This is a genomic window from Exiguobacterium aurantiacum (assembly GCF_001766415.1).
GTDB classification, from domain to species: Bacteria; Bacillota; Bacilli; order Exiguobacteriales; family Exiguobacteriaceae; genus Exiguobacterium; species Exiguobacterium aurantiacum_A.
On the sequence record NZ_MKXO01000005.1, the window covers coordinates 17748 to 41555 of the forward strand.

Here is a 23808-nt window from a genome sequence, read left to right on the forward strand (position 1 = left end):
GCGGATGCAACTCGATAAATTACGAGGACGAGAGCTCGATCAGCTTTTTGAAGCGATTTTGAAGCTCGACACACTCGAAGACTGTTATCAACTATTCGAAGATTTAGCGACCGTGAACGAAGTGCAGGCGTTGTCCCAACGGTTAGAAGTGGCACGCCAAATTCGTGAAGGCAGCACGTATCATAAAATTGAAGAAGCGACAGGTGCTTCGACGGCCACGATTTCCCGCGTCAAGCGTTGCTTGAATTACGGGTCAGGCGGCTATGATCTTGCCCTTGAACGTCTACAACAATCAGAAGGTGACTCGTAAGAGTCATCTTGTTTTTGATGGAGAGGAGGGGCGAGATGCAAGATAAGTTCATGAAGCGAAATTTACAGCTATTTTTCCGGAAATTGACGCCAGTCCAGACGCTCGTTTTAATTTATAGCGCGGCGGTCGTCCTTTCCGTGGTTTTATTGGCTCTGCCGATCGCAAGACAACCTGGTGTCACCATCACGTTCACCGATCTCGTCTTCTTCGCGGTCAGTTGCGTCAGTGTCACCGGACTCACCCCGATCGTCGTGACCGATACGTTCTCGACGTTCGGACTGTTCATCATTTTATTCATCGTTCAAGTGAGTGGGGTCGGTTTGATCAGTCTCCACGTCATCATGTGGATCTTGCTCGGGAAACGGATCGGATTCCGCGAGCGCCAGTTGATTTTGCGCGACCAGAACCAGACGTCGATGTCTGGCATCGTCAAATACATCGCGGAAATCGTCATTACCGTTATCGCGATCGAAGCGGTAGGGGCGATCCTGCTCGGGGTCCATTACTTAAACTACTTTGACACGGCCGGAGAGGCGTTCCTGCAAGGCTTATTCGGTTCGATCAGTGCGACGACGAACGCCGGGTTCGATATTACCGGCAGCTCGCTCGCACCGTTCCGTGAAGACCCGTTCGTCATCTTCACGCAAATCGTGCTCATGACCGGCGGCGCGATCGGCTTCCCAGTGCTCGTCGAGATCCGGACGTACTTGACGAACCGGATCAGTCGCAAGAGTGAGAACTTCCCGCGTCGTTTTTCTTTGTTCACAAAGTTGACGGTATCAACGTTCTTCAGTTTGATCGCCGTAGGTACGGTCGGTCTGTTCTTGTTCGAATACAATAACGCGTTCAAAGATTTACCGCTTTGGCTCGCGCTTTCCGATTCGTTGTTCCAGTCCGTGACGACGCGAAACGGAGGGCTGTCGACGGTTGACGTCAACTTGTTCTCCGAAGGCAGTATGCTGCTCTTATCCATCTTGATGTTCATCGGGGCCTCGCCGTCTTCTGTCGGCGGGGGGATTCGGACGACGACGTTCGCCGTCGCCGTGCTCGGAGTCATCGCGTTCATTCGCGGGGACTCATCGATCAAGGTGTTCGGACGTGAGATCGTGCTCGAAGATATTTGGAAAGCGTTCGTGATCATCACGGTATCGCTTGCTGTATTACTGACCGGGGTGTTGATTCTCACATTCTTTGAGGACGCATCGCTTACGCGCATTTTGTTTGAGGCGTGTTCGGCGTTCGGGACGACCGGGCTTTCGGTCGGGCTCTCGTCGGAGTTTAGCAATGTCGGCAAATGGGTGCTCACCATTCTCATGTTCATCGGTCGGATCGGTGTCATCGCCTTCATCTTGCTCTTGCAACGGAGACAGCCGAAGCGAATGTACAACTATCCGAAAGAATCGATTATCTTAGGTTAAGGAGATTGTGACATGAAGGCATTTTGGATCAATTTCGGTTACGTGTTCGCTGTTCCGGTGTTGCCGTTTATCGCCGTTGTGAACGGGACGGCGCTTTGTTCGCCGGATTCACCGCTACTCGATATCCCCGTGCTTGGCTTTTTCTTGGCCAACCCGCTCTGGTTCGTCCCGGTCTATGGTTTGTTCGCGCTCCTCGTCGCCAAATGGTTGACGGAGCGCGAGCGTAGCCGGACCGCACGTACATGACTTGCTTCGGCAAGTCTTTTTTTTGTCCAACAGATGCAACCTGTCCTAAAAATCGCTACACTAGAGAAGGTATCGAATGGAGGGAAGATGGATGGATTTTCAGACGTGGCGCCATGTGTTTAAACTGGACCCGAACAAACAGCTCGATGAATCGGCACTTGCCGCGCTCGTCCGTTCAGGTACGGACGCGTTTCTCATCGGTGGTACGGACGGGGTCGATGCGGAGAACACGTTCGCCCTTTACGCACGGCTACAAGGTTGCGGGATTCCGGTCGCGCTCGAGATGAGTCATCCTGAACACGCCATCCGTGGATTCGATCATTACTTTATCCCGACGGTGTTGAACGCCGGCACCGTCGATTGGGTCGTCGGTCATCAAATGCGGGCTTTCGAACGGTACGGCCATCTGTTTGACTCAAACAACGTGACCGGGCAAGGGTATATCGTCTTGAATCCGGAGGCGAAAGTGGCCGCTGTGACCGGGGCGAGAGCAACGTTGACGCTTGAAGAAGTCGTCGCCTACGCGGAAACAGGTCATCATCTGTTCCGTCTCCCGTCGCTTTATCTCGAATATAGCGGCACGCTCGGTTCACCTGACGTCGTCAAAGAAGTGAAGCTGGCTTTACCCGATGCCCACGTGTTTTATGGGGGCGGCATCGACGGGAGCGACACGGCCCGGATGATGGCCGAATACGCCGACACGATCGTCGTCGGCAACATCATTTACGACAATCTCGAAGGGGCGCTTGCGACTGTGCAAGTAGTCCGTTAAAATAAGAACAAATGTTTGGAAATAAGGAAGGATACCCCCTATGTATAACTTAAGCGAAGAATTAGTCAAAGGCATGAACCCGCCACAAGCAGAAGCGGTCAAATATACAGACGGTCCGCTCTTGATCATGGCTGGTGCCGGATCAGGTAAGACACGTGTGTTGACGCATCGCGTCGCCTATTTGATGGCGTCGAAACAGATCGCGCCATGGAATATTCTCGCGATCACGTTCACGAACAAAGCAGCCCGTGAGATGAAAGACCGGATTGCCCGTCTCGTCGGCGGCGTGGCGGACGACATTTGGATTTCGACGTTCCACTCGATGTGTGTGCGCATCTTGCGCCGCGACATCGATCGGATCCGTTACGACCGTAACTTCTCGATTTTGGATTCGTCCGATCAGCTCACGGCGATCAAGCAAGTGCTCAAAGAGTTGAACCTCGATCCGAAGAAGTACGAGCCCCGGACGTTACTCGGGATGATCTCGAACCATAAAAATGAACTGCGCACAGCGAAAGACGCGGCCGGACTCGTCGGCAACAATCCGTACGAAAAAGTCATCTCGGACGTCTACACGGCGTATGAGAAGAAGCTGAAACACAACAACGTCCTCGACTTCGATGACCTCATCATGAAAGCAATCCAGTTATTCGAAGAAGCCCCGGACGTGCTCGCGTTCTATCAGAAGAAGTTCCAATACATCCACGTCGATGAGTATCAAGATACGAACCGGGCCCAGTATACGCTCGTCAAGATGCTCGCGGCCGCTCACGAGAACCTATGTGTCGTCGGTGACTCGGACCAGTCGATCTATCGCTGGCGCGGGGCCGACATCGCCAACATTTTGACGTTCGAGAAAGACTATCCGAGCGCGCACGTCATCTTGCTCGAACAGAACTATCGGTCGACGAAACGGATTCTAGAAGCGGCGAACGGGGTCATTAAAAACAACTCGACCCGTAAAGACAAAAACTTATGGACCGATAACGACGAGGGAGAGAAACTGCTCATCCACGTCGCCTCGGACGACCGGGACGAAGCGTTCTTTATCATCAACGAGATGAAAGAACTGCGCCAAGAAGGCATCGAATACGGCCAGATGGCCGTCTTATATCGGACGAACGCCCAGTCGCGTGGTCTCGAGGAAACGTTGCTCAAGTCGAACATCCCATACAAGATGGTCGGCGGCACGAAGTTCTATGAGCGTAAAGAAATTAAAGACATCCTGTCGTACTTGCGCTTGATCGCCAATCCGGACGAGGACCTCTCGTTCGTCCGCGTCGTCAACGAACCGAAACGCGGCATCGGCGCGGCGACGGTCGATAAGCTCGGCGACTTCGCCGGTATGCAAGGCGTCTCGCTCATGGAAGCGATTCGCGACATCGAACTGTCGGGCATCGCGCCGCGAGCGGCGACGAAGCTGACCGAGTTCCGCCAGCTCATGATCGACCTTCGGCAAATGGCAGACTATTTGTCGATCTCTGAACTGATTGAAGAAGTGCTGAAGAAGTCAGGCTATGAAGAGATGCTTAAGATCGAGAAGACGCTCGAAGCCGAGAGCCGCCTCGAGAACTTACAAGAATTTCTCTCGGTCGCTCAAAACTTTGAGAAGGAGAGCGAAGAGCAGACGCTCGTCGCCTTCTTGACCGATTTGACGCTCGTCTCAGACCTTGACTCGCTCGAAGAGGTCGATGAGTTGCATCAAGTGACGCTCATGACACTTCACTCGGCGAAAGGGCTCGAGTTCCCGGTCGTCTTCTTGATCGGGATGGAAGAAGGGCTGTTCCCGCACAGCCGTTCGTTGAACGACCCGGAAGAGATGGAAGAAGAACGCCGTCTCGCCTACGTCGGCATCACCCGTGCCGAGAAGCGCCTGTATTTGACACGGGCCCAGTCGCGCATGTTGTACGGACGGTTCCAAAACAATCCGGAATCCCGTTTCTTGCACGAGTTGCCGGAAACGCTGCTCGAACGTTCCGGCAAAGCGAAGAAAGCGATGCCGTGGAATCCGGTCGAATCACCTGGGAAGTTGCCAGTCAACGGGTTCAGCTCGAAACCGAAGCCAAAAGTCGCCCAATCGTCAGGTGCCGAGTCGATGAGCTGGCAAGTCGGGGATAAAGCGAATCATAAAAAATGGGGACAAGGGACGGTCGTTCAGACACGCGGCGAGGGCGATCAGCTCGAACTTGATATCGCCTTCCCGCAAGTCGGGATTAAACGCCTGCTCGCCAAATTTGCCCCGATCGAAAAAGCGTGAGGTGATCGTATGGAGATGACAGAACACGTCGAAACGTTACGACAAAAGTTGAACCAATACGGCTATGAATATTATGTACTTGACCGGCCGAGCGTCCCGGACGCCGAGTACGACCGGCTCATGAACGAGTTGATTCAAATCGAGACGGACTATCCGGAGCTTAGGAGCCCGGATTCGCCGACGCAACGCGTCGGCGGCGCCCCGCTCGATGCGTTCGTGAAAGTGACGCACGATACCCCGATGCTCTCGCTCGGCAACGTGTTCTCGAAAGACGATTTGATCGAGTGGGTCGAGCGGATTGAAAAAGATCTTGGCTATGCCCCGTTGTTCGTCGCCGAGCTGAAGTTCGACGGTCTTGCCGTCTCGCTCAAATACGAGGACGGTCGCCTCAAGCGCGGGGCGACGCGTGGAGACGGGACGACAGGCGAAGACATCACGCAAAACTTGAAGACGATTCGCACGATCCCGCTCCGTCTGAATGAGGATGTGACGTTCGAAGTGCGCGGCGAGGCGTATATGCCGAAACGTTCGTTCGAACACTTGAACGACGAGCGGGAACGCCTTGGGGAGCCGTTGTTCGCCAATCCGCGTAATGCGGCCGCGGGGTCCCTGCGTCAGCTCGATTCGAAGATCGCGGCGTCACGAAATCTCGCCTTCTTCGCGTATGGGCTCGTCTCAAACGATGAGCTCGTCGCGTCACATGATGAGTCGCTCGAATACTTGAAGCGTCTCGGGATCGCCGTGAGCGGGGAATATACGACATGTCGGACAGCGGACGAGCTGTGGGACTATATCGAGATGTACGTGACGAAACGTTCAGAACTTCCGTATGAGATTGACGGGATCGTCATCAAAGTCGCGGCTTACGAAGAACAAGAACAGCTCGGTTTTACGGCCAAGAGCCCGCGCTGGGCCGTCGCCTATAAATTCCCGGCCGAAGAAGTCGTCACGACGATCGAAGACGTCGATTTCAGTGTCGGACGGACGGGGAAAGTGACGCCGCGGGCCCGGTTCGCGCCGGTCGCGGTCGCGGGATCGACCGTGACGTACGCGACACTCCATAACGAAGACTTCATCAAAGAGAAAGACCTTCGGATCAACGACCGAGTCGTCATTAAAAAGGCCGGGGACGTCATTCCGGCCGTCGTGTCCGCGCTCGTCAGCGAACGGACCGGGAACGAGGCAGAAATCGTTTTCCCGACCCGGTGCCCGGCTTGTGAGTCCGAACTCGTCCGCTTAGACGGTGAGGCGGATCATCGCTGCGTCAACCCGGAATGTCCGGCCCAACTGCTCGAAGGGCTGATTCATTTCGTGTCGCGACCAGCGATGAATATCGACGGTCTCGGTGAAAAAGTCATCACCCAGCTTCATGCGGCCGGACTCGTCCATAACGTCGCTGACTTGTACGTCCTCGAGCGAGAAGCACTCCTTGATTTAGAACGGATGGGTGAGACGTCAGTGACGAACTTGCTTGCCGCAATCGAACAATCGAAACAGAATTCGCTTGAACGGGTGTTGTTCGCCCTCGGGATTCGTCTCGTCGGTCAGAAAGCGGCCTCACTCATCGCGGAGCGGTTCGAGACGATGGACGCGATTATGGACGCCTCGGTTGAAGCGTTGATCGAGATTGACGGGATCGGGACGAAGATGGCGGAATCGATCGTTCTTTACTTCGAGAAGCCTGAGGCGCGTGAACTCGTCCGTGAACTCGATACGGCCGGTGTCAACTTGACGTTCAAAGGAGTGAAGCGGCCCGTCGCCGCCGACGCCCCGCTCGCTGGTAAGACGGTCGTCTTGACCGGGAAGTTGTATGAGATGACACGCGGTGAGGCGGGAAAACGATTAGAACTCCTCGGCGCGAGCGTGACCGGAAGTGTCAGTAAGAACACCGATCTCCTCGTCGCTGGCGAGAAGGCAGGTTCAAAACTGTCGAAAGCCGAAGCGCTCGGTGTCGAAGTATGGGATGAATCGAAACTGCTCGCCTTTTTAGCGGAACACGTCTGAACGGAAGACCCTCAAAGAAGCGAGGGTCTTTTTTCATTGACTTGATTTATAAAAATCTCAGTATATGGACGGATTCACTAAAGTGGTGGACGGGTAATGAATAGTAACAACAAAATTGTAAAATTTTTCTGCAACCGAGGTACTCTTGACACCACGACTCGTGCACACTCACCCTCTATCTCCCCTCCGTGCCAGAGCGCTGTCGTCGGGACATTTTGTCACTGATGGACATACATCTTAGAGGAGGGGACCACCATGCGTAGCGCCACCAAACGGTTCACGGCATTCATCACGTTATTCGTTTTACTCATCGGCATGTGGGCACCAAACGTTCTTTATGCAAGCGACACGACGGAAACGAGCACGCTGTACGTCCAAGTCGATCTCACCGCTGAAGAGCAAGCGACACTAGACGAAGCTAGTCTTGTCTATGCCGATATTACGTATTATGGGGTTCGCGAGACCGCGGACGTCTGGCGTTTTATCGTGGACGTTCAAGCAGTCGAGACGTCCTTGATTGATCAAGTCACGTTATATAACGAGGAAGGCGTGCCGTACTCGTTTACGCCAGCAGCGATTACAGCTGAGCTACCGATTGAAGAGCTACCGATTGAAGACCCAGCGCTTGAGGTGACAGAATCTGGTGTCACCGACGAGAGCAGTGAACCAGTGAGCGAAGTGGCAGAATCTGATGTCACCGACGAGAGCAGTGAACCAGTGAGCGAAGTGGCAGAACCGGCAACCGAAGCGCCGATGACCGAAGAAGTGGCGGTGACGACGGTCGAACCAGCGGTCGCAATCGGACTTGAAGTCGGCAAAGAGGCGAACATCGACCAAGCCGTCGTCGGAGGGAGCATCCCTTATACGTTCGTCATCGAGAACACGGGCGATGCGACGTTGACGATCACGTCGATTGAAGACGAGTTTTTCAGCGGTGGGATTCAAGACGATGCCGTCACTGCTTTCAACGAGGAAGTACGCAGCAAGTTGACGGCGCTCATCGGTGACGATGGTCTCGCTTCCGGCGAACGCGTCGAAACGACTGTAATTCTCGATGTGCCGAGCGACTACGACCAAGTGATGCATCCTGAAGTTGGGAACATCTTCCGTGTCGCTGCGACTGATGAATCGGGTCGTGTCGTTAACGCCGAAAGTCAGCAAATCGTTTTGCTCAACCGGCTCGATTTCACGGTCACGAAAGTCGCAAACCCGCAAACGGTTCATCCGGGCGAGACGATCCTCTATACGTATACGCTCACGAATACGTCGAACGTCACCCTTTACTTCGTCGACGTGGTGGAAGAGTGGACGAGCGGCGCTTTGACGGTGAAAGAACAACGCGAGACGACAGAGGTGCTCCGCGACGGGATGCGAGCGCTCGCTGAAGTCGAGAACGGATTGATTCCGGGCGAGGAAGTCGTGCTCGAACTAGAAAAAGTGTTGCTGCCGTCATACGATGTTCGAGCCGGGGGGATTTTGACGAACCGGGTCACGTTCACGTTTGAAGTCAACGAGGCAGCTCGCGTCTCCCGGTCGGCGGAAACGACAGTCCACGTCAAACAAGCGATTCCGGAACGGGAAGACGAGGAAGCATACGTACCAGAACCGACCACGCCCGTGTCACCTGAGCAAGGCACATTGCCAATGACCGGCACGACCGAGACGTGGGCTACTGTGATTGGCCTCGTCTTGATCGTACTCGGCCTATTGTTCTTCACACACCGGCGCCGGCCGTCTTCAAAAACTTGAGCATACGTCCTTCGATGAAAGTCGAGGGACGTATTTTTGTGATTCTCGACTGATTCCGCTTCGACACTTTTTTCAACAGACGATTTTGTTATAATGGACGAAGTGTATAACGAATTGATTCGTCAAAGGAGTTTGGACATAGATGAAATGGAAACAAATAATAATCCCCGCCCTCGCCGCGACGGTATTTCTCGGTGGGTGTTCAATGAAAATTCCGATGGGGGAAGAAGAAGTGACGCCGACCGGGAACGAGATGACGTCAGAAGGTGTCACACAAGCGATTGAAGCGCGTGACTCGTATTACCAGATGGTGATTCCGTTCAAGCCGGCCGCAGCGCGCGGGCTCGCCCAACGCCAAGTCAGCTCATCGCTCGAACTAGAAGAAGTCGAGCTTGGTCTCATGCGCCATTCGACCGGCGCGTTCGCGCCTGAACAATACGTTTATCAAGAAGGGCAATTATTGAAGGCTGAAGACGTCTCTCGTCTGCTCGGACGAAAAGATAAAACGTCTGAAGGCCTGACACCGCTCAACCCGGCCTATGCGAACGGGACGGCAGAAGTGGCAGATGCCAAGTTCGTTGAAGAAAACAAGAAGTCGCCGCTCTATTTGGCGTCGCTCATCGAACAAAACTATATGACAAAGACGGATAGCGGATATCAACTCGACGGTGTCTCGTTCGCCCTCATTTTGAACCGTGAGTACGTCTTCCAGGCCCCGAACTTCGGTCCGACCTACACGGAAAAGTTAGATGCGAAAAAAGTCATCGCAGAAGGGGAACGGATGGCAAATGAACTCGTCGCACAACTGCGGAAGCGTGAAGACTTTAAGGGTCTTGACATTAACGTCGCCCTATACATGAAGTCGGCGCAAGGGTCACCGACACCGGGCAATTATGTCAAGTCAGCGTTCGTCGGGGAAGGTGCGGAAGTAGCCGCGTCTGATTGGAAAGCAATCGACGAGAAGTACTACTACTTCCCATCGAATACGGCGACGACCGAAGTGCGTGATGACGCACAGAAGTTCACGCTGTTTAGCGACCGAATCGCTGATGTCTTCCCTGACTTCAGCGGCATGATCGGTAAAGGATTCTATCAGAACGGTGACTTGTCACGCATCGAGATCGACATCCCGATCCAATTCTACAGCCGGGCCGAACTCGTCGGTTTCACGCAACACGTCGTCGGTTTGCTTGAGAACCGTTGGGAATACAATCGGAACGTCCCGGTCCGTATCAATGTCACCTCACTCGGTGGCACACAAGAAGTGACGATCGTGTTCGAAGAAGGCATGGATACACCGAAAGTTTACTTTTAACAGATGAGGTGCTTCGTAATGAAACGAAGCGCCTCTTTTTTTCGTATGTATTGTAACGAGGAAAATCTTTGACCTTCTTTGACCAAATCGGTAGAATAGACTTAACAGAAACGGGAAAGAATAAGGTGAGGTGAATCGAGATGACGAAAAACTACTATGACGTGCTTGGCGTGTCGAAACAGGCATCCGACCAAGACATTAAGCGAGCTTATCGAAAACTAGCGAAACAATATCATCCGGATGTGAATAAAGAGCCGGGGGCACAAGATCAGTTCAAAGCAATCCAAGAAGCGTTCGATGTGTTGAGCGACCCCGACAAGAAAGCGAATTATGACCGTTACGGCAGTCCGGAAGGCCCGACGTTCGGTCAAGGGACGTATGACGGTGACGGATACGGGGAAGGTTCGGCGCAATTTGAAGACTTGTTCCGTCAGTTCGGTGGCGGATCACGCACGACGTCGCGGACGTTCGGATTCGACGATATGTTCGGAAGTTTCTTCAACCAAGCGGTAGAAGAAGATTTAGATGAGACGGTCCGGGTCAACGTGCCGCTCAGCCAGTTGACGAGTGATTCGAAAGTGAGTTTGCGCCTGCAAACGGGTACGGTCAACGTGAAGATTCCGCAAGGCGCCCATGAGGGCCAGAAACTTCGACTGAAAGGCAAGAGTAGCAAAGTCGGTCAATCAGGCGACCGGGGCGATGTGTACGTCGAACTCCATTTCACCGATGACGAGACGTATCGACGAGAAGGAGCGAACGTCATCACCGTCAAACGGTTGCGGCCACTCGCTTTCCTAGACGGTACCGAAGTCGTCGTCGCGACGCTCGATGGCGGCCGCGTCAAGCTTAAAGTCAAACCGGGCTCACGTCCGGGCCAACGGATGCGGATTCCGGGTCGTGGTTTCATGACCGCTTCAAAAGTCCGGTCCGATTTGTTCATCCAACTCGAGGTCGACTTGCCGCTCGACGCCGCCCACCGGTCTGTTTATGAACAACTAGAACGCTGAGCATAAGGAGGAAACAACATGGATTTCAATCGATTTACAGATAAAGCGCATGAAGGGATCGTCAGTTCGCAAGCACTTGCTAAACAGTATCATCATAGCGAGATGAATGAATGGCACGTCCTCGCCTCGATGATTTCGCAAGCTGACGGCATCATTCCACTGTTGTTGCAAAAGATGGAGTTGAACGTCGCGGAGATCGAGGCAGAGGTCGCGATGGCGCTCAAGAACGCACCGAAACTTCAAAACCCGACGACACCGATGATCTCGGCCTCGCTGCTTAACGTGTTGACGACAGCTGAGCGTGAAGCGACCGGTATGAGTGACGAGTACGTCTCGGTCGAACACATCTTGCTCGGCATCCTCCTCAACAAGAGCCAGACGCAAGCGATGCTCGAGCGTAAAGGCGTGACCGAGGACAAGTTGCGCGAGGCGCTCGTCGCCGTGCGCGGCAACCGACGCATCACGTCGAAGTCACCGGAAGCGACGTACGACGTCTTGACGAAGTACGGCCGTGATTTGATTCAAGAAGTGAAGACCGGAAAGATCGACCCCGTCATCGGGCGTGACAGTGAGATTCGCCGCGTCATCCGCATCTTGAGCCGGAAGACGAAAAACAACCCGGTGCTCATTGGGGAGCCAGGGGTCGGGAAGACGGCGATCGTCGAAGGGCTTGCCCAGCGCATCGTCCGCGGTGACGTCCCGGAAAGCTTAAAAGACAAGACGATCTTCAGTCTCGACATGAGCTCGCTCGTCGCCGGCGCCAAATATCGCGGCGAGTTCGAGGAACGGTTACAAGCGGTCTTGAACGAAGTGAAAGAGGCGGAAGGGAAGATCCTCCTCTTCATCGACGAGTTGCACACGATCGTCGGGGCCGGCAAAGCGGAAGGCGCGATGGACGCGGGGAACATGCTCAAACCGATGCTCGCCCGCGGTGAACTTCACTGTATCGGCGCGACGACACTCGATGAGTACCGCCAATATATCGAAAAAGACCCGGCGCTCGAACGTCGCTTCCAGCAAGTGCTCGTCGCCGAGCCGGACGTCGAAGACACGGTCTCGATTTTGCGCGGATTGAAAGAACGCTTTGAGATCCATCACGGCGTCCGCATTCATGATAATGCGCTCGTCGCGGCGGCTGTACTGTCGAACCGCTACATCACCGACCGGTTCATGCCGGACAAGGCGATCGACCTTGTCGACGAATCGTGCGCCATGATCCGGACCGAGATGGAATCGATGCCGGCGGAACTCGACGAACTCGTACGTCGCGTCATGCAACTTGAAATCGAAGAGGCTGCTTTGAAGAAAGAGAGCGACGAGGCTTCGAAAAAACGTCTCGACGTGCTCCAGCAAGAGCTCGCCTCGACGCGTGAACAAGCGGATGCGCTCCGCCTGCGCTGGGAGAACGAGAAAGAGTCGACACACCGCGTCCAACACATTCGCGGGGACCTCGAGAAAGTGAAGCTCGAACTGCAAGAAGCCGAGAGCCGCTACGACTTGAACCGGGCTTCCGAGTTGAAGTACGGACGGATTCCAGAGCTCGAACGTGACCTCGCTGAAGCGGAACGTCTCGCCGGATCGGTGACGCGTGAACTCGTCCGGGAAGAAGTGACGGAAGAAGAGATCGCCGAGGTCGTCTCGAAATGGACGGGCATCCCGGTGACGAAGTTGACAGAAGGTGAGCGCGACAAGTTGCTCAACCTCGAGACGGTGCTTCATCAACGTGTCTTCGGACAAGATGAGGCGATCCGACTCGTCAGCGACGCCGTCATCCGGGCCCGGGCCGGCATTAAAGACCCGAACCGTCCGATCGGCTCGTTCCTCTTTCTCGGTCCGACCGGGGTCGGGAAGACCGAGCTCGGGAAAGCGCTCGCCGAAGCGATGTTTGATTCTGAAGACCACATCGTCCGTCTCGACATGAGTGAGTACATGGAGAAACACGCCGTATCTCGACTCGTCGGGGCACCTCCAGGATACGTCGGCTACGAAGAGGGCGGTCAATTGACCGAAGCGGTGCGCCGCAGCCCGTTCTCGGTGCTCTTGCTTGACGAAGTCGAGAAAGCGCACGCTGACGTGTTCAACATCTTGCTACAACTGCTCGACGACGGTCGCTTGACCGATTCACACGGTCGCGTCGTCGACTTTAAGAACACGATCGTCATCATGACTTCAAACATCGGGGCCGATATTTTACTCGAGGCCGCGAAAGACGGTGTCATCGATGAAGAGGAAGAACGTCAAGTCATCGAGCGGCTCCGTCGCCACTTCCGGCCGGAGTTCTTGAACCGGGTCGATGAGACGATCTTGTTCCATCCGCTCACGCGTGCCCAAATCGGGCAGATTGTCGAGAAAGCGGTCGCTCGGATGGGTAGCCGCTTGACGGCACGCTCGATTCGGATCGAAATTTCGGACGCGGCGAAAGCGTTCATCGCCGACGAAGCGTACGAGCCACAGTTCGGCGCCCGTCCGATCAACCGTTACGTACAACGGACGATCGAGACGAAGCTCGCGCGCGGCATTCTCGCCGGTGACGTCGAGGATGGTCAGACCGTCATGATCGACGTCGAGAACGGAGAATTGACGCTCCGTCCGACGACGGTGGCGTACTAAACAATAAGGAGCACAGGCCTCGGCCTGTGCTCCTTATTTAGCGTGTTCAGGTTGATACGTGCAATACGGTTCCTCTGCCTTATAGTCGCCGGTGACGGCGTAGGCTCGGGCACGCGATCCGCCGCATAAGTAACGGTATTCGCAGTAGCCGCATTTGCCGCCGTGCGTGTCCGGGTCACGCAGCGTCTTGAACACCGGATGTTCCCGATAAATCTCGGCAAGCGGTGTCGTTTTGACGTTGCCGCAGTTGATCGGCAGGAAGCCGGACGGTTGAACATCACCGGTGTGAGAGATGAAGACGAAGCCGTTGCCGTCATTCGTCCCGCGTGGCGCTTTGGCGAGGTCGTCATGCGGATGACCGATCGGCGCGAGTCCTGCGTCTTTCCGTTTTTGATTTTCTTGCCGGGCGACCCGGCGATAGAACTGGGCCTCGGTCGTCGAGATGATGTATGGCACATGTTCTTGCAGCGCGAACGCCCAGCGTAGCACGTCCTCATGTCGTTCCGGCGAGATCGGTTGCAGGAGCGAGCCGCGACCGGTCGGGACGAGGAAGAACAGCGTCCAGACCGAGACGCCGAGCTCACCAACGAGTTTCGCGATCTCTGGCAGTTGGTCGACGTTGTACTCGGTCACGGTCGTATTGATTTGGAACGACATGCCTTCCTCCCGGAAATAGGAGATGCCGCGAATCGTCCGCTCGAAGCTGCCGCGTGTCCCCCGGAAATAATCGTGCGCTTTCGCGTCGGCACCGTCGAGTGAGAACGCCCAGCGTGTCAACCCGGCCGCTTTGGCCCGTCTGACCGCGTCATGAGTCACCCGTGGCGTCGCTGATGGAGTCATTGAGACGCGCATGCCGAGTGACGCCGCGTATTCAGTCAACTCGAACAAGTCTTCACGCATGAGTGGGTCGCCGCCCGTGAAGACGAGAATCGGGTTGTCCATCGCGTAAATGTCACGAATGAGCGCTTTGCCTTGCGCCGTGTCTAATTCATCCGGGTAACGATGGTACTGCGCCTCGGCCCGGCAATGGACGCAAGACAAGGCGCAGGCGCGCGTCACTTCCCAGATGACGATGAACGGGTTCTCGTTGTAATCAATCCGTTTCATGAGCGCACCACCTGCTTCGCCGTCATCGCCCGCATGACGGCCTGTTTGGCGGAATCGACACAGTCGGGAAGCCCGACCCCGTGTAAGATCGCCCCGCACGCCTCGACGCCATCGAGAGCGGCCAAGGCATGTTCGAACGCGTGCACATGTTGCTTATGACCGACCTCGTATTGTGGCATCGTATCGACGTGGCGCTCGACTTTCGTGAAAAGCGGTGTCCCGACGTGTTGAATTTTGCGGAGCTCGTTTAACGCAAACTCGGCGACCGCTTGATCCGTTGCAGCTAATAAGGCGGGCACGTGATCGGAACCGATATAGACGCGCAAGAGCGCCTTACCTTTCGGTGCCATGTGAGGCCATTTCTTATGCATCCAACTGCAGGCGGTCAACGCATTGGCTTCCGCTTTGGCGATGACGTAACCTGTCCCGTCGAGCGCCGCCACATCTTTCTCGTCGAACGCCGCGAGGACGGTGATCGATGAGGTGCGCTTCAATTGAGATAATCGCTCCGCCTCGGGGATTCCGAGGATCGGGCCGAGCGCATTCGGCGAAGTCGCTAAGATGATGCCGTCAAACTGTTCGATCGTGCCGTCCTCGAGTTCGATCTCATGAGGGCGGACCGAGGCGACACGGGTGCCGGTGTAGAGGCGGTCGATCGACGGACGGAGCGCCTCGATGAGGATTCCGAGCCCGTTTTGTAACGATAAAAACTTCCCGGCCTCACGCGGTTTCACTCCGGCTTGTACAGGCGGCGTGAGTGCTTTCATGCCGAGAATCAAGCTGCGTGTTTTTTGTTCAATCGTGATAAACTGAGGGAAAGTAGACTCGATGCTCATATCTTGAAGCGTCCCGTTATAAATGCCTGACAGGAGTGGTTCGATCATCGATTCGACGACTTCAGAGCCGAGCCGGGTCCGGAAAAACGTGTCGAGCGAAATGTCTTCGCCCGCATAGACGCGGGGGAGCACCAAGTCCATCCCGGCCCGAGCCTTTCCACGCCACGTGAACAGGTCGGTCTTCACCATCGGCCAAAATTTCGTGGGGATGCCCATGACGGAACCGTTTGGCATTTGCCGTAACTTGTTGCGAACGTATATGTAAGACGTGCCGGTCTGTGAACGAACGAGCTGTTCATCAAGACCGAGTTCGGTGATGAGCTCGGTCAACGTCGGCTTTCTGGCCATATAACCGTCGGGACCGCATTCGAGTACAAATCCGTCCCGATAAACCGTCTTGATTTTCCCGCCGACCCGATCACTCGATTCAAAGAGTGTGACGTGTGCACCGGCCTGTTTCGCATAGTAAGCAGCGGCCATACCCGTGATGCCGCCCCCGATAATCGCAATGTTGTTCAATCGATTCACCCATTTCTATATAGTCTTCGAACTAACCGTACCGAGAATATGGGTGTAGACATAGGATAAGTATCACACGGTTCTAGACGAAATTGTCACGGATGAAAGGGAGGGGCGACTATGGTTTGGTTCGGCATCACAGCTTCGATTGTCGTCGTTGGGATTGTCGCATTCATCGCCGCGATGAACCGACATGGAGAGAAGCTTGCTGGGGATGAGGAAAGTCCGCCGGTCATTTGGGCCGACGAGGACTGGTACAAGCCAGGATCGTCCAAAGATGACGGTCCGCCTGATGGCTAAGCTTGAGAAGATATGATAAGATGAGCCGGTTGTAAACTATCGGATATGAGGTGATTTTGATGAACGTATTAGAACAGCAGTTGGCGCATTTGGTCGACGAGTGTCGTCCGTATACGGCTCAAGGAAAAGTTGCGGATTATATCCCTGAGCTCGCACATGTCAAGGATGACTTGCTCGGCGTGGCGATTTGCCTGCCTGACGGTTCTTACATCCATGCGGGTGATGTCCATCATAAGTTTACGATTCAAAGCGTCTCGAAAGCACTCGCGCTTTGTTACGTGTTGATGGAGTTCGGCGAGGACTTCGTGTTCTCGAAAGTCGGGATGGAGCCTACGGGTGATGCGTTCAACTCGATCGCCAAGCTCGAAGAGACCGTGCCATCGAAACCACTCAATCCGATGATTAACGCCGGGGCGCTAGCCGTCACGAGCATGATATTAGGGGATACGGCGGAACTTAAAATTTATCAGTTCCGTCAATTTTTAGCGACGTTACTCGGTGTGCCGGTCGAAGAAGTGACGTACAACGAAAAAGTCGCCCGCTCGGAATACGAGACGACCGACTTGAACCGGGCCTTGCTTTATTTCATGCGCCACCACGGCATCGTGGAAGGCGACGTCGATGAGATCATCGACGTCTATACGAAACAATGTGCCATCGAGATCGACTGTTTTGAGTTGGCCCGCATCGGACGGGTGCTCGCGGGCAACGGGGAAGACCCGGTCACAGGCGAAGAGTTGATTCCGCGCCGGGTCGTCCGCATCGTCAAAGCGATCATGACGACGTGTGGCATGTATGACGCCTCCGGTGAGTTTGCGGTCCGTGTCGGTCTGCCAGGGAAGAGCGGGGTGTCGGGTGCGATTCTCGCGACCGGGAAGCACGAACTCGGACTGAGCGACGTCGGCTTCGGGATTTTCGGTCCCGCGCTCGACTCAAAAGGCAATTCGATTGCTGGTATGAAGCTACTCGAACTGCTCGTCGAACGCTACACGTCACGCTAGAGCTTGATGGCGTCGACAGAAGCGTCAAGTTGCTCGTGCAGTGTGTCGATGAGTCGTTCATACGCCGAAACGTATTCGGTCGGCGGTGAAAAATCGGTCCAGCGTAGCAGCAATTGATGACGGTCATTCATCTCACCGAGCTCGGTTTGGAGCCGTTTCAACTTTTGGACCTGGTCTTTCGAGGCCTTTTCTTCGTAGTTTAACAAGTACTCGTGCAAGTAGCGTTCACGCTTCACGGCGAGCCGGACTTTATGAAGTGCCTCGAGCCGGTCATGCTTTGATGTGGCGTGGTGGTGGGACTCGACGCGGCGTTTCCGCTCCGATTTTGCCTTATCGAGAAACGCTGAGGCGTCTTGCTTCTTTAACGAGCGATACAATTGACCGCCGATGAAGCGGCGCACTTGTTGGTCGAGCGACGGCGTCATCTTTTCGGTGACGCGCGAATTTAATAACGTCCGGTCTTTGGCGCGGTTCGCTTCCATGTGATCGGCAAACGCCTGCTCGAGCCCGGTCTCGATTGCGAGACCTTGGAGCAACACGTCCCCGTCACGGACCGCGCCGAGCGCTTCCATCAGCTGTTTCAATTGCCGATACGTGGAAGGTTTCGTGTCGTACAGTTGCATGAACGTCAGCAACTTGCGCAAATGGACCCGGGCCTGATGCACGTCTTCTGTGTTTTGGAAAGTGAGCGCTTCGGTCATATAATGGTTGAACGTATTCCATGTTTCCAATAGTTCGTACTTTAGCTTCTCTGCATTCCGTTGATTCATCCGAATTTGTTCCTTTCTGAAATGAGATGAGGGTTGTCCATGTATCAAACGCATTCACTTAACGAAAAAATAAAATTGTTCTTCACGATTTTCTTTCCGATTTTGGTCACGCAAGTATCATTCTACTTAATCAGCTTCTTCGATACGGTCATGTCAGGCCGAGCCGGAGCCGTCGACTTGGCTGGCGTCGGTGTCGGCTCGAGTCTATGGATGCCGGTCTATACGGGACTGAGCGGGATTCTGCTTGCCGTCGCACCGATTGTCGCTCAGGCGCTCGGGGCCCGTAATATCCAACATATCCAACGGACGTTGTATCAAGGCGTTTACTTAGCGATCGGACTGAGCATCGCGACACTCGTCCTCGGTGCGTTCCTCGTTCCGGCCGCAGTGGACGGGATGGGGCTAAGTGAGGAAGGAAAACGAATCGCCAAAGGTTATTTGCTCGCGCTCGGATTCGGCGTCTTGCCGATGTTCTTGTTCAACGTGCTCCGGACGCTCATGGATTCACTCGGAAAAACCCGAATTTCCATGTTGCTTATACTATTAGGGTTACCCATTAACGTCGGGTTAAACTACATCTTCATTTTCGGGAAGCTCGGACTTCCTGCTTATGGGGGCATCGGGGCCGGCATCGCTTCTGCGATCACGTATTGGCTTCTCTTCTTCATGGCGTTCGCGTTCGTCCGGAGCGGGAAACCGTTCCTTGAGTATCGGTTCCTGCGCGCGCCGGATCGATTGGCATGGCCGCGCCAAAAAGAACTGCTCAAGCTCGGGACGCCGATCGGCCTCGCCATCTTTGCTGAGGTCAGCATCTTCGCGGCCGTGACACTACTCCTTAGCGAGTACGGGGACAATATCGTCGCCGCCCACCAAGCGGCGATCAACTTTGCCTCGTTCGTCTATATGTTGCCTTTGTCTGCTTCAAGCGCTTTGACGATCGTCGTCGGCTATGAACTCGGTGCCCGTCGGCTCCAAGACGCGGTGCGCTATGCCAAGATTGGGATTGTGCTCTGTCTGGCCGTATCGTCATTTTCAGGCGCCTTGTTGTTCTGGCAGAATGAACGCGTCGCCGCCATTTATACGAATGACGCCGCTGTCGTGGAACTTGCGGCCCACTTCATGATCTTTGCGGTCTTCTTCCAATTGTCTGACGCCGTCGCCGCACCGATTCAAGGCATCTTGCGCGGCTTCAAGGATGTCAACGTGACGCTCGTGTTGTCGCTCATCGCCTACTGGGTGATCGGGCTGCCGCTCGGTTTCTTACTCGCGGAACGGTTCGGCTTCGGTCCCGATGGTTATTGGATCGGGCTCATCGTCGGACTTGCCGCCGGGGCAGTGCTCTTGTTCATGCGCCTCGTCCATATCGTCAAACGATACAATGCCAAAGCAGCTGTCGAAGAGACAGCGTGACAAAATAGGGTTGGATCTGGTTCGTCCGGATGCAGCCTTTTTTTGTTTGAGTCGATTGGAAGTCGGGCAAATGACTGATGATTTGATGATTTTTTTAAAACGGATAAATTGGTCTATACAACTATACTGATTTTTGATATGCTATTGTCGAGAATAGTAGTGAAAGGGTGGATGACTGATGATGGTGATTATTAACGCACACCTCGTTTCTGGACAGGAGACGTGGGAACGCGGTTATGTTCGGATAAACGGTAAAACGATTGAAGCGGTCGGGGCGATGGCTGACTATGAGGCTGGAGATGAGACAGTGCTCGATGTCGCAGGAAAACTCGTGACACCGGGCATGATTGATATACATGTCCACGGGGGGTATGACGTCGACACGATGGATGCGGACCGAGACCGGTTACGTTTCCTCAGTCAATCGATGCTCGCCGAAGGAGTGACCTCGTTTTTTGCGACGACGATCACGCAGTCACCGGAAGAAATCACCAAGGCGCTTGAGTCTGTCCGTGACGTCATCGAGTCAAACGAGACGACGGTTGCCGGTATCCATCTAGAAGGACCGTTCGTCAACGTCGAGAACGCGGGGGCTCAACCGGCAGAATATATTATCGATCCTGACGCCGAGCAGTTTCGCATCTGGCAAGACGAGGCGGGCGGTCACATCCGACTCGTCACGTACGCACCGGAACGTCCGGGCGCACGAGAGCTTGAGCGAGTAATGATTGAATCGGGTGCCATCGGCTCAGCCGGTCATACGAATGCGACGTTTGCCGAGAACAAAGCGGCTGGCGTGAAGCACGGCACACATTTATACAATCAAATGCGCGGGTTGCACCACCGTGAACCGGGGACGGTCGGTTACTGCCTGTTAGAACGGGACGTCATGGTTGAAATTATTCCGGACGGGATTCACAGCCGTCCCGAGATGGTCGATTTCGCGTATCGCTTGAAAGGCGCGGACGGTCTCGTCGTCATCACGGATGCGATGCGGGCGAAAGGTCTTCCGGACGGGCGTTACGAGCTCGGGGGACAACCGGTCATCGTCGAGGACGGCGCGGCGCGGCTTGAAGCCGGTAACTTGGCTGGAAGTGTGTTGACGATGGACGCGGCGTTCCGCAACATCATCGCCTTCACCGGGTGCACGATTCAAGAAGCCGTGAAGATGACGTCCGCGAACCAAGCCGCTGAGTTTGGCATGAGTAAAAAAGGGTCAATCGCAGCCGGGTTTGACGCTGATCTCGTCATCTGGGACGGGTCATTGACGGTCGAGCAGACAATTCACCAAGGACGCATCGGATTTGAGAAGGAGGACGTGAAATGAACATATTAGTAGCGAAGACACCAGCGGACGCTGAACAGATTGCCTACACGCTCATTAAAGAGCGGTTGGCCGGGAAACGGGAATTCGTACTCGGGCTGGCGACGGGGAGCACGCCGGTCGGGATGTATAAGATGTTCAAGCAGGACCAGCTCGATTGCCGCCATGTGACAAGCGTTAATTTGGACGAATATATCGGGCTTGCTCCGAGTCATCCTCAAAGCTACTATAATTTCATGGAAGAACGTCTGTTCAACGATGTTCCGTTCAAAGAAAGCCATCTTCCGCGTGGTGACGCAAAAGATCCTGATGCTGAAGCGGAGCGGTATGAACAGCTCGTCCGATCAATCGGTGTCGATCTTCAACTGCTCGGGATCGGTGAAAACGGTCATATCGCGTTCAACGAACCGGGGACGGCGCTCGATGCGAAGACGCACGTGACAGCGCTCACTGAGTCGACGCGGGAGGCGAATCGCCGCTTCTTCGATGCAAGCGAAGAAGTCCCGACGCACGCGATCACGATGGGACTCGATACGATCATGAACGCGCGCGAGATTGTTCTCGTCGCAACGGGAGACCGAAAAGCGAACGCGGTCCATCACATGATCGAGAGTGTGCCGTCTGTCGATTGGCCCGCGACGATTTTGCAGGCGCATCCGAGTGTCACGATCGTACTTGATACCGAGGCGGCCTCACAGTGCGCGCAAGCTTTACAGGCACGCGGAAGCGAAGCAGCCGCACGGTTCTTCTCGATCCGCTCATAACCGTTCAACCTGGGGACGCACGTCCCCAGGTTTTTTTGGTTGCGATTATGGGAAATTGTATGGAAATGAGTTTGTCATCAAAACGTTTTCGACAAAACTCGAGGATTCCTCTATAATAAGTGAAGCTCGTATCATTCGACCGTGAAGGAGAAAAACATGAACTCAAGAACCCAGGCGCGTAGACGGCGTAAAGGTCCGTCTACGTTTTATAAAGTGTTCAGCTCGCTGATCCTCATTGCCGTCATCGTCGGCTCTAGCATGTATGGGGCGGCTTTTTATAAAGCGCACAACATGTTGTCCGGCACACAAGTGACGCTCGAGGACGATCCGACGATCGAACCGACCCGGTTTGATAAAGAGGACACCGAAAGTTTTCTCGTGCTCGGGACCGACCTCTCCCCGCAAAAGAAAGCGCGAGGGGAGTTCGGTCGCTCTGACGTCATGATTGTCGTCATTTTGAACAAGAAAGACAAGCAGACGACGATGCTCAGCATTCCGCGAGACTCGTACGTCAATATCGATTACACAGGATTCGATATCCCTTACGGTAAGACCGGTCTCGATCAAGACAAAATCACGCACGCCTACTATTTCGGATCGATGGACGAGTCGGATCCGAACAACGGTATGCGCATGTCGACGAATACAGTTGAAGACCTAGTCGGTGTTGAAATCGACCACGTCGTGTCGCTCAACTTCCAAGGCTTCGTCGACTTCATCGATGCTGTCGGAGGCGTCGAAATCGACGTTCCCTTCTCGTCTGAACAGAAGAGTTATGACGCATCCCGTGAAGCCGTCCAAGTCGAAGCCGGCCTTCAGCAGTTGTCGGGTGAAGAAGCACTCGCTTATGTCCGAAACCGCTATGACGACCCGCGCGGGGACATCGGACGCGGCCAACGTCAAATGGAAGTCATCAACGCCGTGCTCGAGCAGTCGCTCGGCACGTCATTGATCAACAACTATGATAAAGTGCTCAAATCGGTCGGTGACAATATGCAGACGACGCTTGGACCGAACGACTATATGCGTTTGATCGAAGACGTCGGTGCCCTTAACAACACGGTTCAATATCAATTGACCGGAGAAGGTGCGCGTGGCAATGACGGCCACTTCTATTACTTCTTGAACGAGCCGTTGCTCGACGAGGTCCGGTACCGTGTGCAACAAGCGGATTCCGGCAACGAAGTCGAAGCGATGACGGAGACGGAGCTCGAGTCTTATATGCTCGACCCGTCCGGCATCACATACGAAGCCCAATAAAAAAATGGTTTGCCCTCAGCGGGGCAAACCATTTTTTTAGGTGCGTTCCATCGCGACAGTGAACGAATACGCATCGCCGCGGAACAAAGAACGACTGTATTCGAACATGTCGCCGTTCTCGAGATACGTCCGTTGGTCGATCAATAGGACGGGCGCGTTCGGGGAGATGGTCAGCAGGTTCGCTTCAACAGGTCCGGCGCTTCGGGCTTCGAGCGTCTGTGTCGCGTTTTTCAAACGCAGTCCGGACTGTTCGGCGAACTCATAAATCGAGCCGACGGCATCTGCCTCGGTCAGTTCGGGCAATAAGGCGACCGGGATATAGGCGGTCTCTAAAGCGAGCACGTCTTCGTCGGCGAGTCGGAGACGCTTCATCTCATAGACCGGCGTACTGGCTGCGACATTCAATTTCTGCGCGATTTTATTCGAGGCCGGAATCGTGTCGAATGACAATAGACGGCTGAACGGGCGCATGCCCCGGTGTTTGATTTCTTCTGAGAAACTCGTCAAACCGGACAACGCCATCGTGATCTTTTTACTGGCGACGAACGTACCACGTCCTTTTTGACGGCTCAAATAACCAGCGTTGACGAGGTTCGTGATCGCCTGGCGCACCGTCATCCGGCTGACGTTATACCGCTCCGAATATTCCCGTTCGGACGGGATCGATTCGCCGGGTTGGAGCTCGCCAGCATCTATTTGTTGCTTTAAATAAGCTTCGATTTGATAATAAATAGGTAACGGGGACTTTTTATCAATCTGTAACATACATATCGCTCCTGACCTAAGGGTAAGTGTTACTTATTATAGACCAAATCAGACTAGTTGTCTG

The 23808-nt window shown here is 54.6% G+C and carries 20 protein-coding genes; 16 read left to right on the top strand and 4 right to left on the bottom strand.

Annotated features, from left to right (window positions below; genetic code table 11):
- The first annotated feature begins 4 nt into the window (after window positions 1-4).
- The 10 genes from BJU60_RS10405 to clpB all read left to right on the top strand — a co-directional run bounded on the left by BJU60_RS10405 (window position 5) and on the right by clpB (window position 13688).
- On the top strand, window positions 5-310 hold the full coding sequence (locus tag BJU60_RS10405; protein ID WP_016509246.1) for a YerC/YecD family TrpR-related protein: 306 nt from the start codon (window positions 5-7) through the stop codon (window positions 308-310).
- Window positions 311-345: 35 nt separating this feature from the next.
- A complete protein-coding gene (locus tag BJU60_RS10410; RefSeq protein WP_083274110.1) occupies window positions 346-1728 on the top strand; it encodes a TrkH family potassium uptake protein in 1383 nt (460 codons plus the stop codon).
- A 12-nt stretch (window positions 1729-1740) separates the two neighbouring features.
- Window positions 1741-1974, top strand: coding sequence for a hypothetical protein (locus tag BJU60_RS10415; RefSeq protein ID WP_016509263.1), 234 nt, complete (start codon window positions 1741-1743; stop codon window positions 1972-1974).
- 91 nt (window positions 1975-2065) lie between these two features.
- A complete protein-coding gene (locus BJU60_RS10420; RefSeq protein ID WP_070328811.1) occupies window positions 2066-2746 on the top strand; it encodes a heptaprenylglyceryl phosphate synthase in 681 nt (226 codons plus the stop codon).
- 40 nt (window positions 2747-2786) lie between these two features.
- Window positions 2787-5003, top strand: a complete 2217-nt coding sequence (gene pcrA, locus BJU60_RS10425) for a DNA helicase PcrA (RefSeq protein ID WP_070328812.1) — start codon at window positions 2787-2789, stop codon at window positions 5001-5003.
- Window positions 5004-5012: 9 nt separating this feature from the next.
- Window positions 5013-7007: an NAD-dependent DNA ligase LigA gene (gene ligA, locus BJU60_RS10430; protein ID WP_070328813.1), complete on the top strand. Its 1995-nt coding sequence runs from the start codon at window positions 5013-5015 to the stop codon at window positions 7005-7007.
- Window positions 7008-7262: 255 nt separating this feature from the next.
- Complete coding sequence (locus tag BJU60_RS10435; protein ID WP_070328814.1) at window positions 7263-8756, top strand: LPXTG cell wall anchor domain-containing protein; 1494 nt, start codon at window positions 7263-7265, stop codon at window positions 8754-8756.
- 205 nt (window positions 8757-8961) lie between these two features.
- Window positions 8962-10071, top strand: coding sequence for a CamS family sex pheromone protein (locus tag BJU60_RS10440; protein WP_254281689.1), 1110 nt, complete (start codon window positions 8962-8964; stop codon window positions 10069-10071).
- Between the two features lie 140 nt (window positions 10072-10211).
- Window positions 10212-11078 carry a DnaJ C-terminal domain-containing protein gene (locus BJU60_RS10445; RefSeq protein WP_070328816.1) on the top strand — a complete coding sequence of 289 codons (867 nt, stop codon included), beginning with the start codon at window positions 10212-10214 and terminating at the stop codon, window positions 11076-11078.
- 18 nt (window positions 11079-11096) lie between these two features.
- Window positions 11097-13688, top strand: coding sequence for an ATP-dependent chaperone ClpB (gene clpB / locus BJU60_RS10450; RefSeq protein WP_070328817.1), 2592 nt, complete (start codon window positions 11097-11099; stop codon window positions 13686-13688).
- A 33-nt stretch (window positions 13689-13721) separates the two neighbouring features.
- On the opposite strand, the gene BJU60_RS10455 is transcribed toward clpB, so the two are convergent.
- Entirely contained in the window at window positions 13722-14795 is a 1074-nt protein-coding gene (locus BJU60_RS10455) for a TIGR04053 family radical SAM/SPASM domain-containing protein (protein WP_070328818.1), read from the bottom strand.
- The gene (gene hemG / locus BJU60_RS10460; protein WP_083274111.1) at window positions 14792-16159 is read right to left on the bottom strand and encodes a protoporphyrinogen oxidase; all 1368 of its coding nucleotides are present in this window, start codon (window positions 16157-16159) and stop codon (window positions 14792-14794) included. The genes BJU60_RS10455 and hemG overlap by 4 nt, the downstream gene beginning before the upstream one ends.
- A gap of 111 nt (window positions 16160-16270) precedes the next feature.
- On the opposite strand from hemG, the gene BJU60_RS10465 reads away from it, so the two are divergent.
- Both BJU60_RS10465 and glsA read left to right on the top strand, forming a co-directional pair.
- A complete protein-coding gene (locus tag BJU60_RS10465) occupies window positions 16271-16450 on the top strand; it encodes a hypothetical protein (RefSeq protein WP_070328819.1) in 180 nt (59 codons plus the stop codon).
- A gap of 59 nt (window positions 16451-16509) precedes the next feature.
- Window positions 16510-17451 (top strand): glutaminase A, encoded by a 942-nt coding sequence (gene glsA / locus BJU60_RS10470; RefSeq protein ID WP_070328820.1) that lies wholly within the window; start codon window positions 16510-16512, stop codon window positions 17449-17451.
- Here glsA and BJU60_RS10475 read toward each other — a convergent pair.
- Entirely contained in the window at window positions 17448-18221 is a 774-nt protein-coding gene (locus tag BJU60_RS10475) for a CHAD domain-containing protein (RefSeq protein WP_070328821.1), read from the bottom strand. The two genes, glsA and BJU60_RS10475, sit on opposite strands and share 4 nt — an antisense overlap.
- A 39-nt stretch (window positions 18222-18260) precedes the next feature.
- Between BJU60_RS10475 and BJU60_RS10480 the strand changes: the two genes are divergently transcribed.
- The 4 genes from BJU60_RS10480 (at window position 18261) to BJU60_RS10495 (ending at window position 22979) form a co-directional block, all read left to right on the top strand.
- A complete protein-coding gene (locus tag BJU60_RS10480) occupies window positions 18261-19631 on the top strand; it encodes an MATE family efflux transporter (protein ID WP_070328822.1) in 1371 nt (456 codons plus the stop codon).
- Window positions 19632-19809: 178 nt separating this feature from the next.
- Window positions 19810-20958, top strand: coding sequence for an N-acetylglucosamine-6-phosphate deacetylase (gene nagA / locus BJU60_RS10485; protein ID WP_070328823.1), 1149 nt, complete (start codon window positions 19810-19812; stop codon window positions 20956-20958).
- Entirely contained in the window at window positions 20955-21719 is a 765-nt protein-coding gene (gene nagB / locus BJU60_RS10490) for a glucosamine-6-phosphate deaminase (RefSeq protein WP_070328824.1), read from the top strand. Before nagA ends, nagB begins: the two co-directional genes overlap by 4 nt.
- A 156-nt stretch (window positions 21720-21875) precedes the next feature.
- Window positions 21876-22979, top strand: a complete 1104-nt coding sequence (locus BJU60_RS10495) for an LCP family protein (protein ID WP_070328825.1) — start codon at window positions 21876-21878, stop codon at window positions 22977-22979.
- 36 nt (window positions 22980-23015) lie between these two features.
- Here BJU60_RS10495 and BJU60_RS10500 read toward each other — a convergent pair whose 3' ends face one another.
- Window positions 23016-23744, bottom strand: a complete 729-nt coding sequence (locus tag BJU60_RS10500; RefSeq protein ID WP_070328826.1) for a GntR family transcriptional regulator — start codon at window positions 23742-23744, stop codon at window positions 23016-23018.
- Between the last annotated feature and the right edge of the window lie 64 nt (window positions 23745-23808).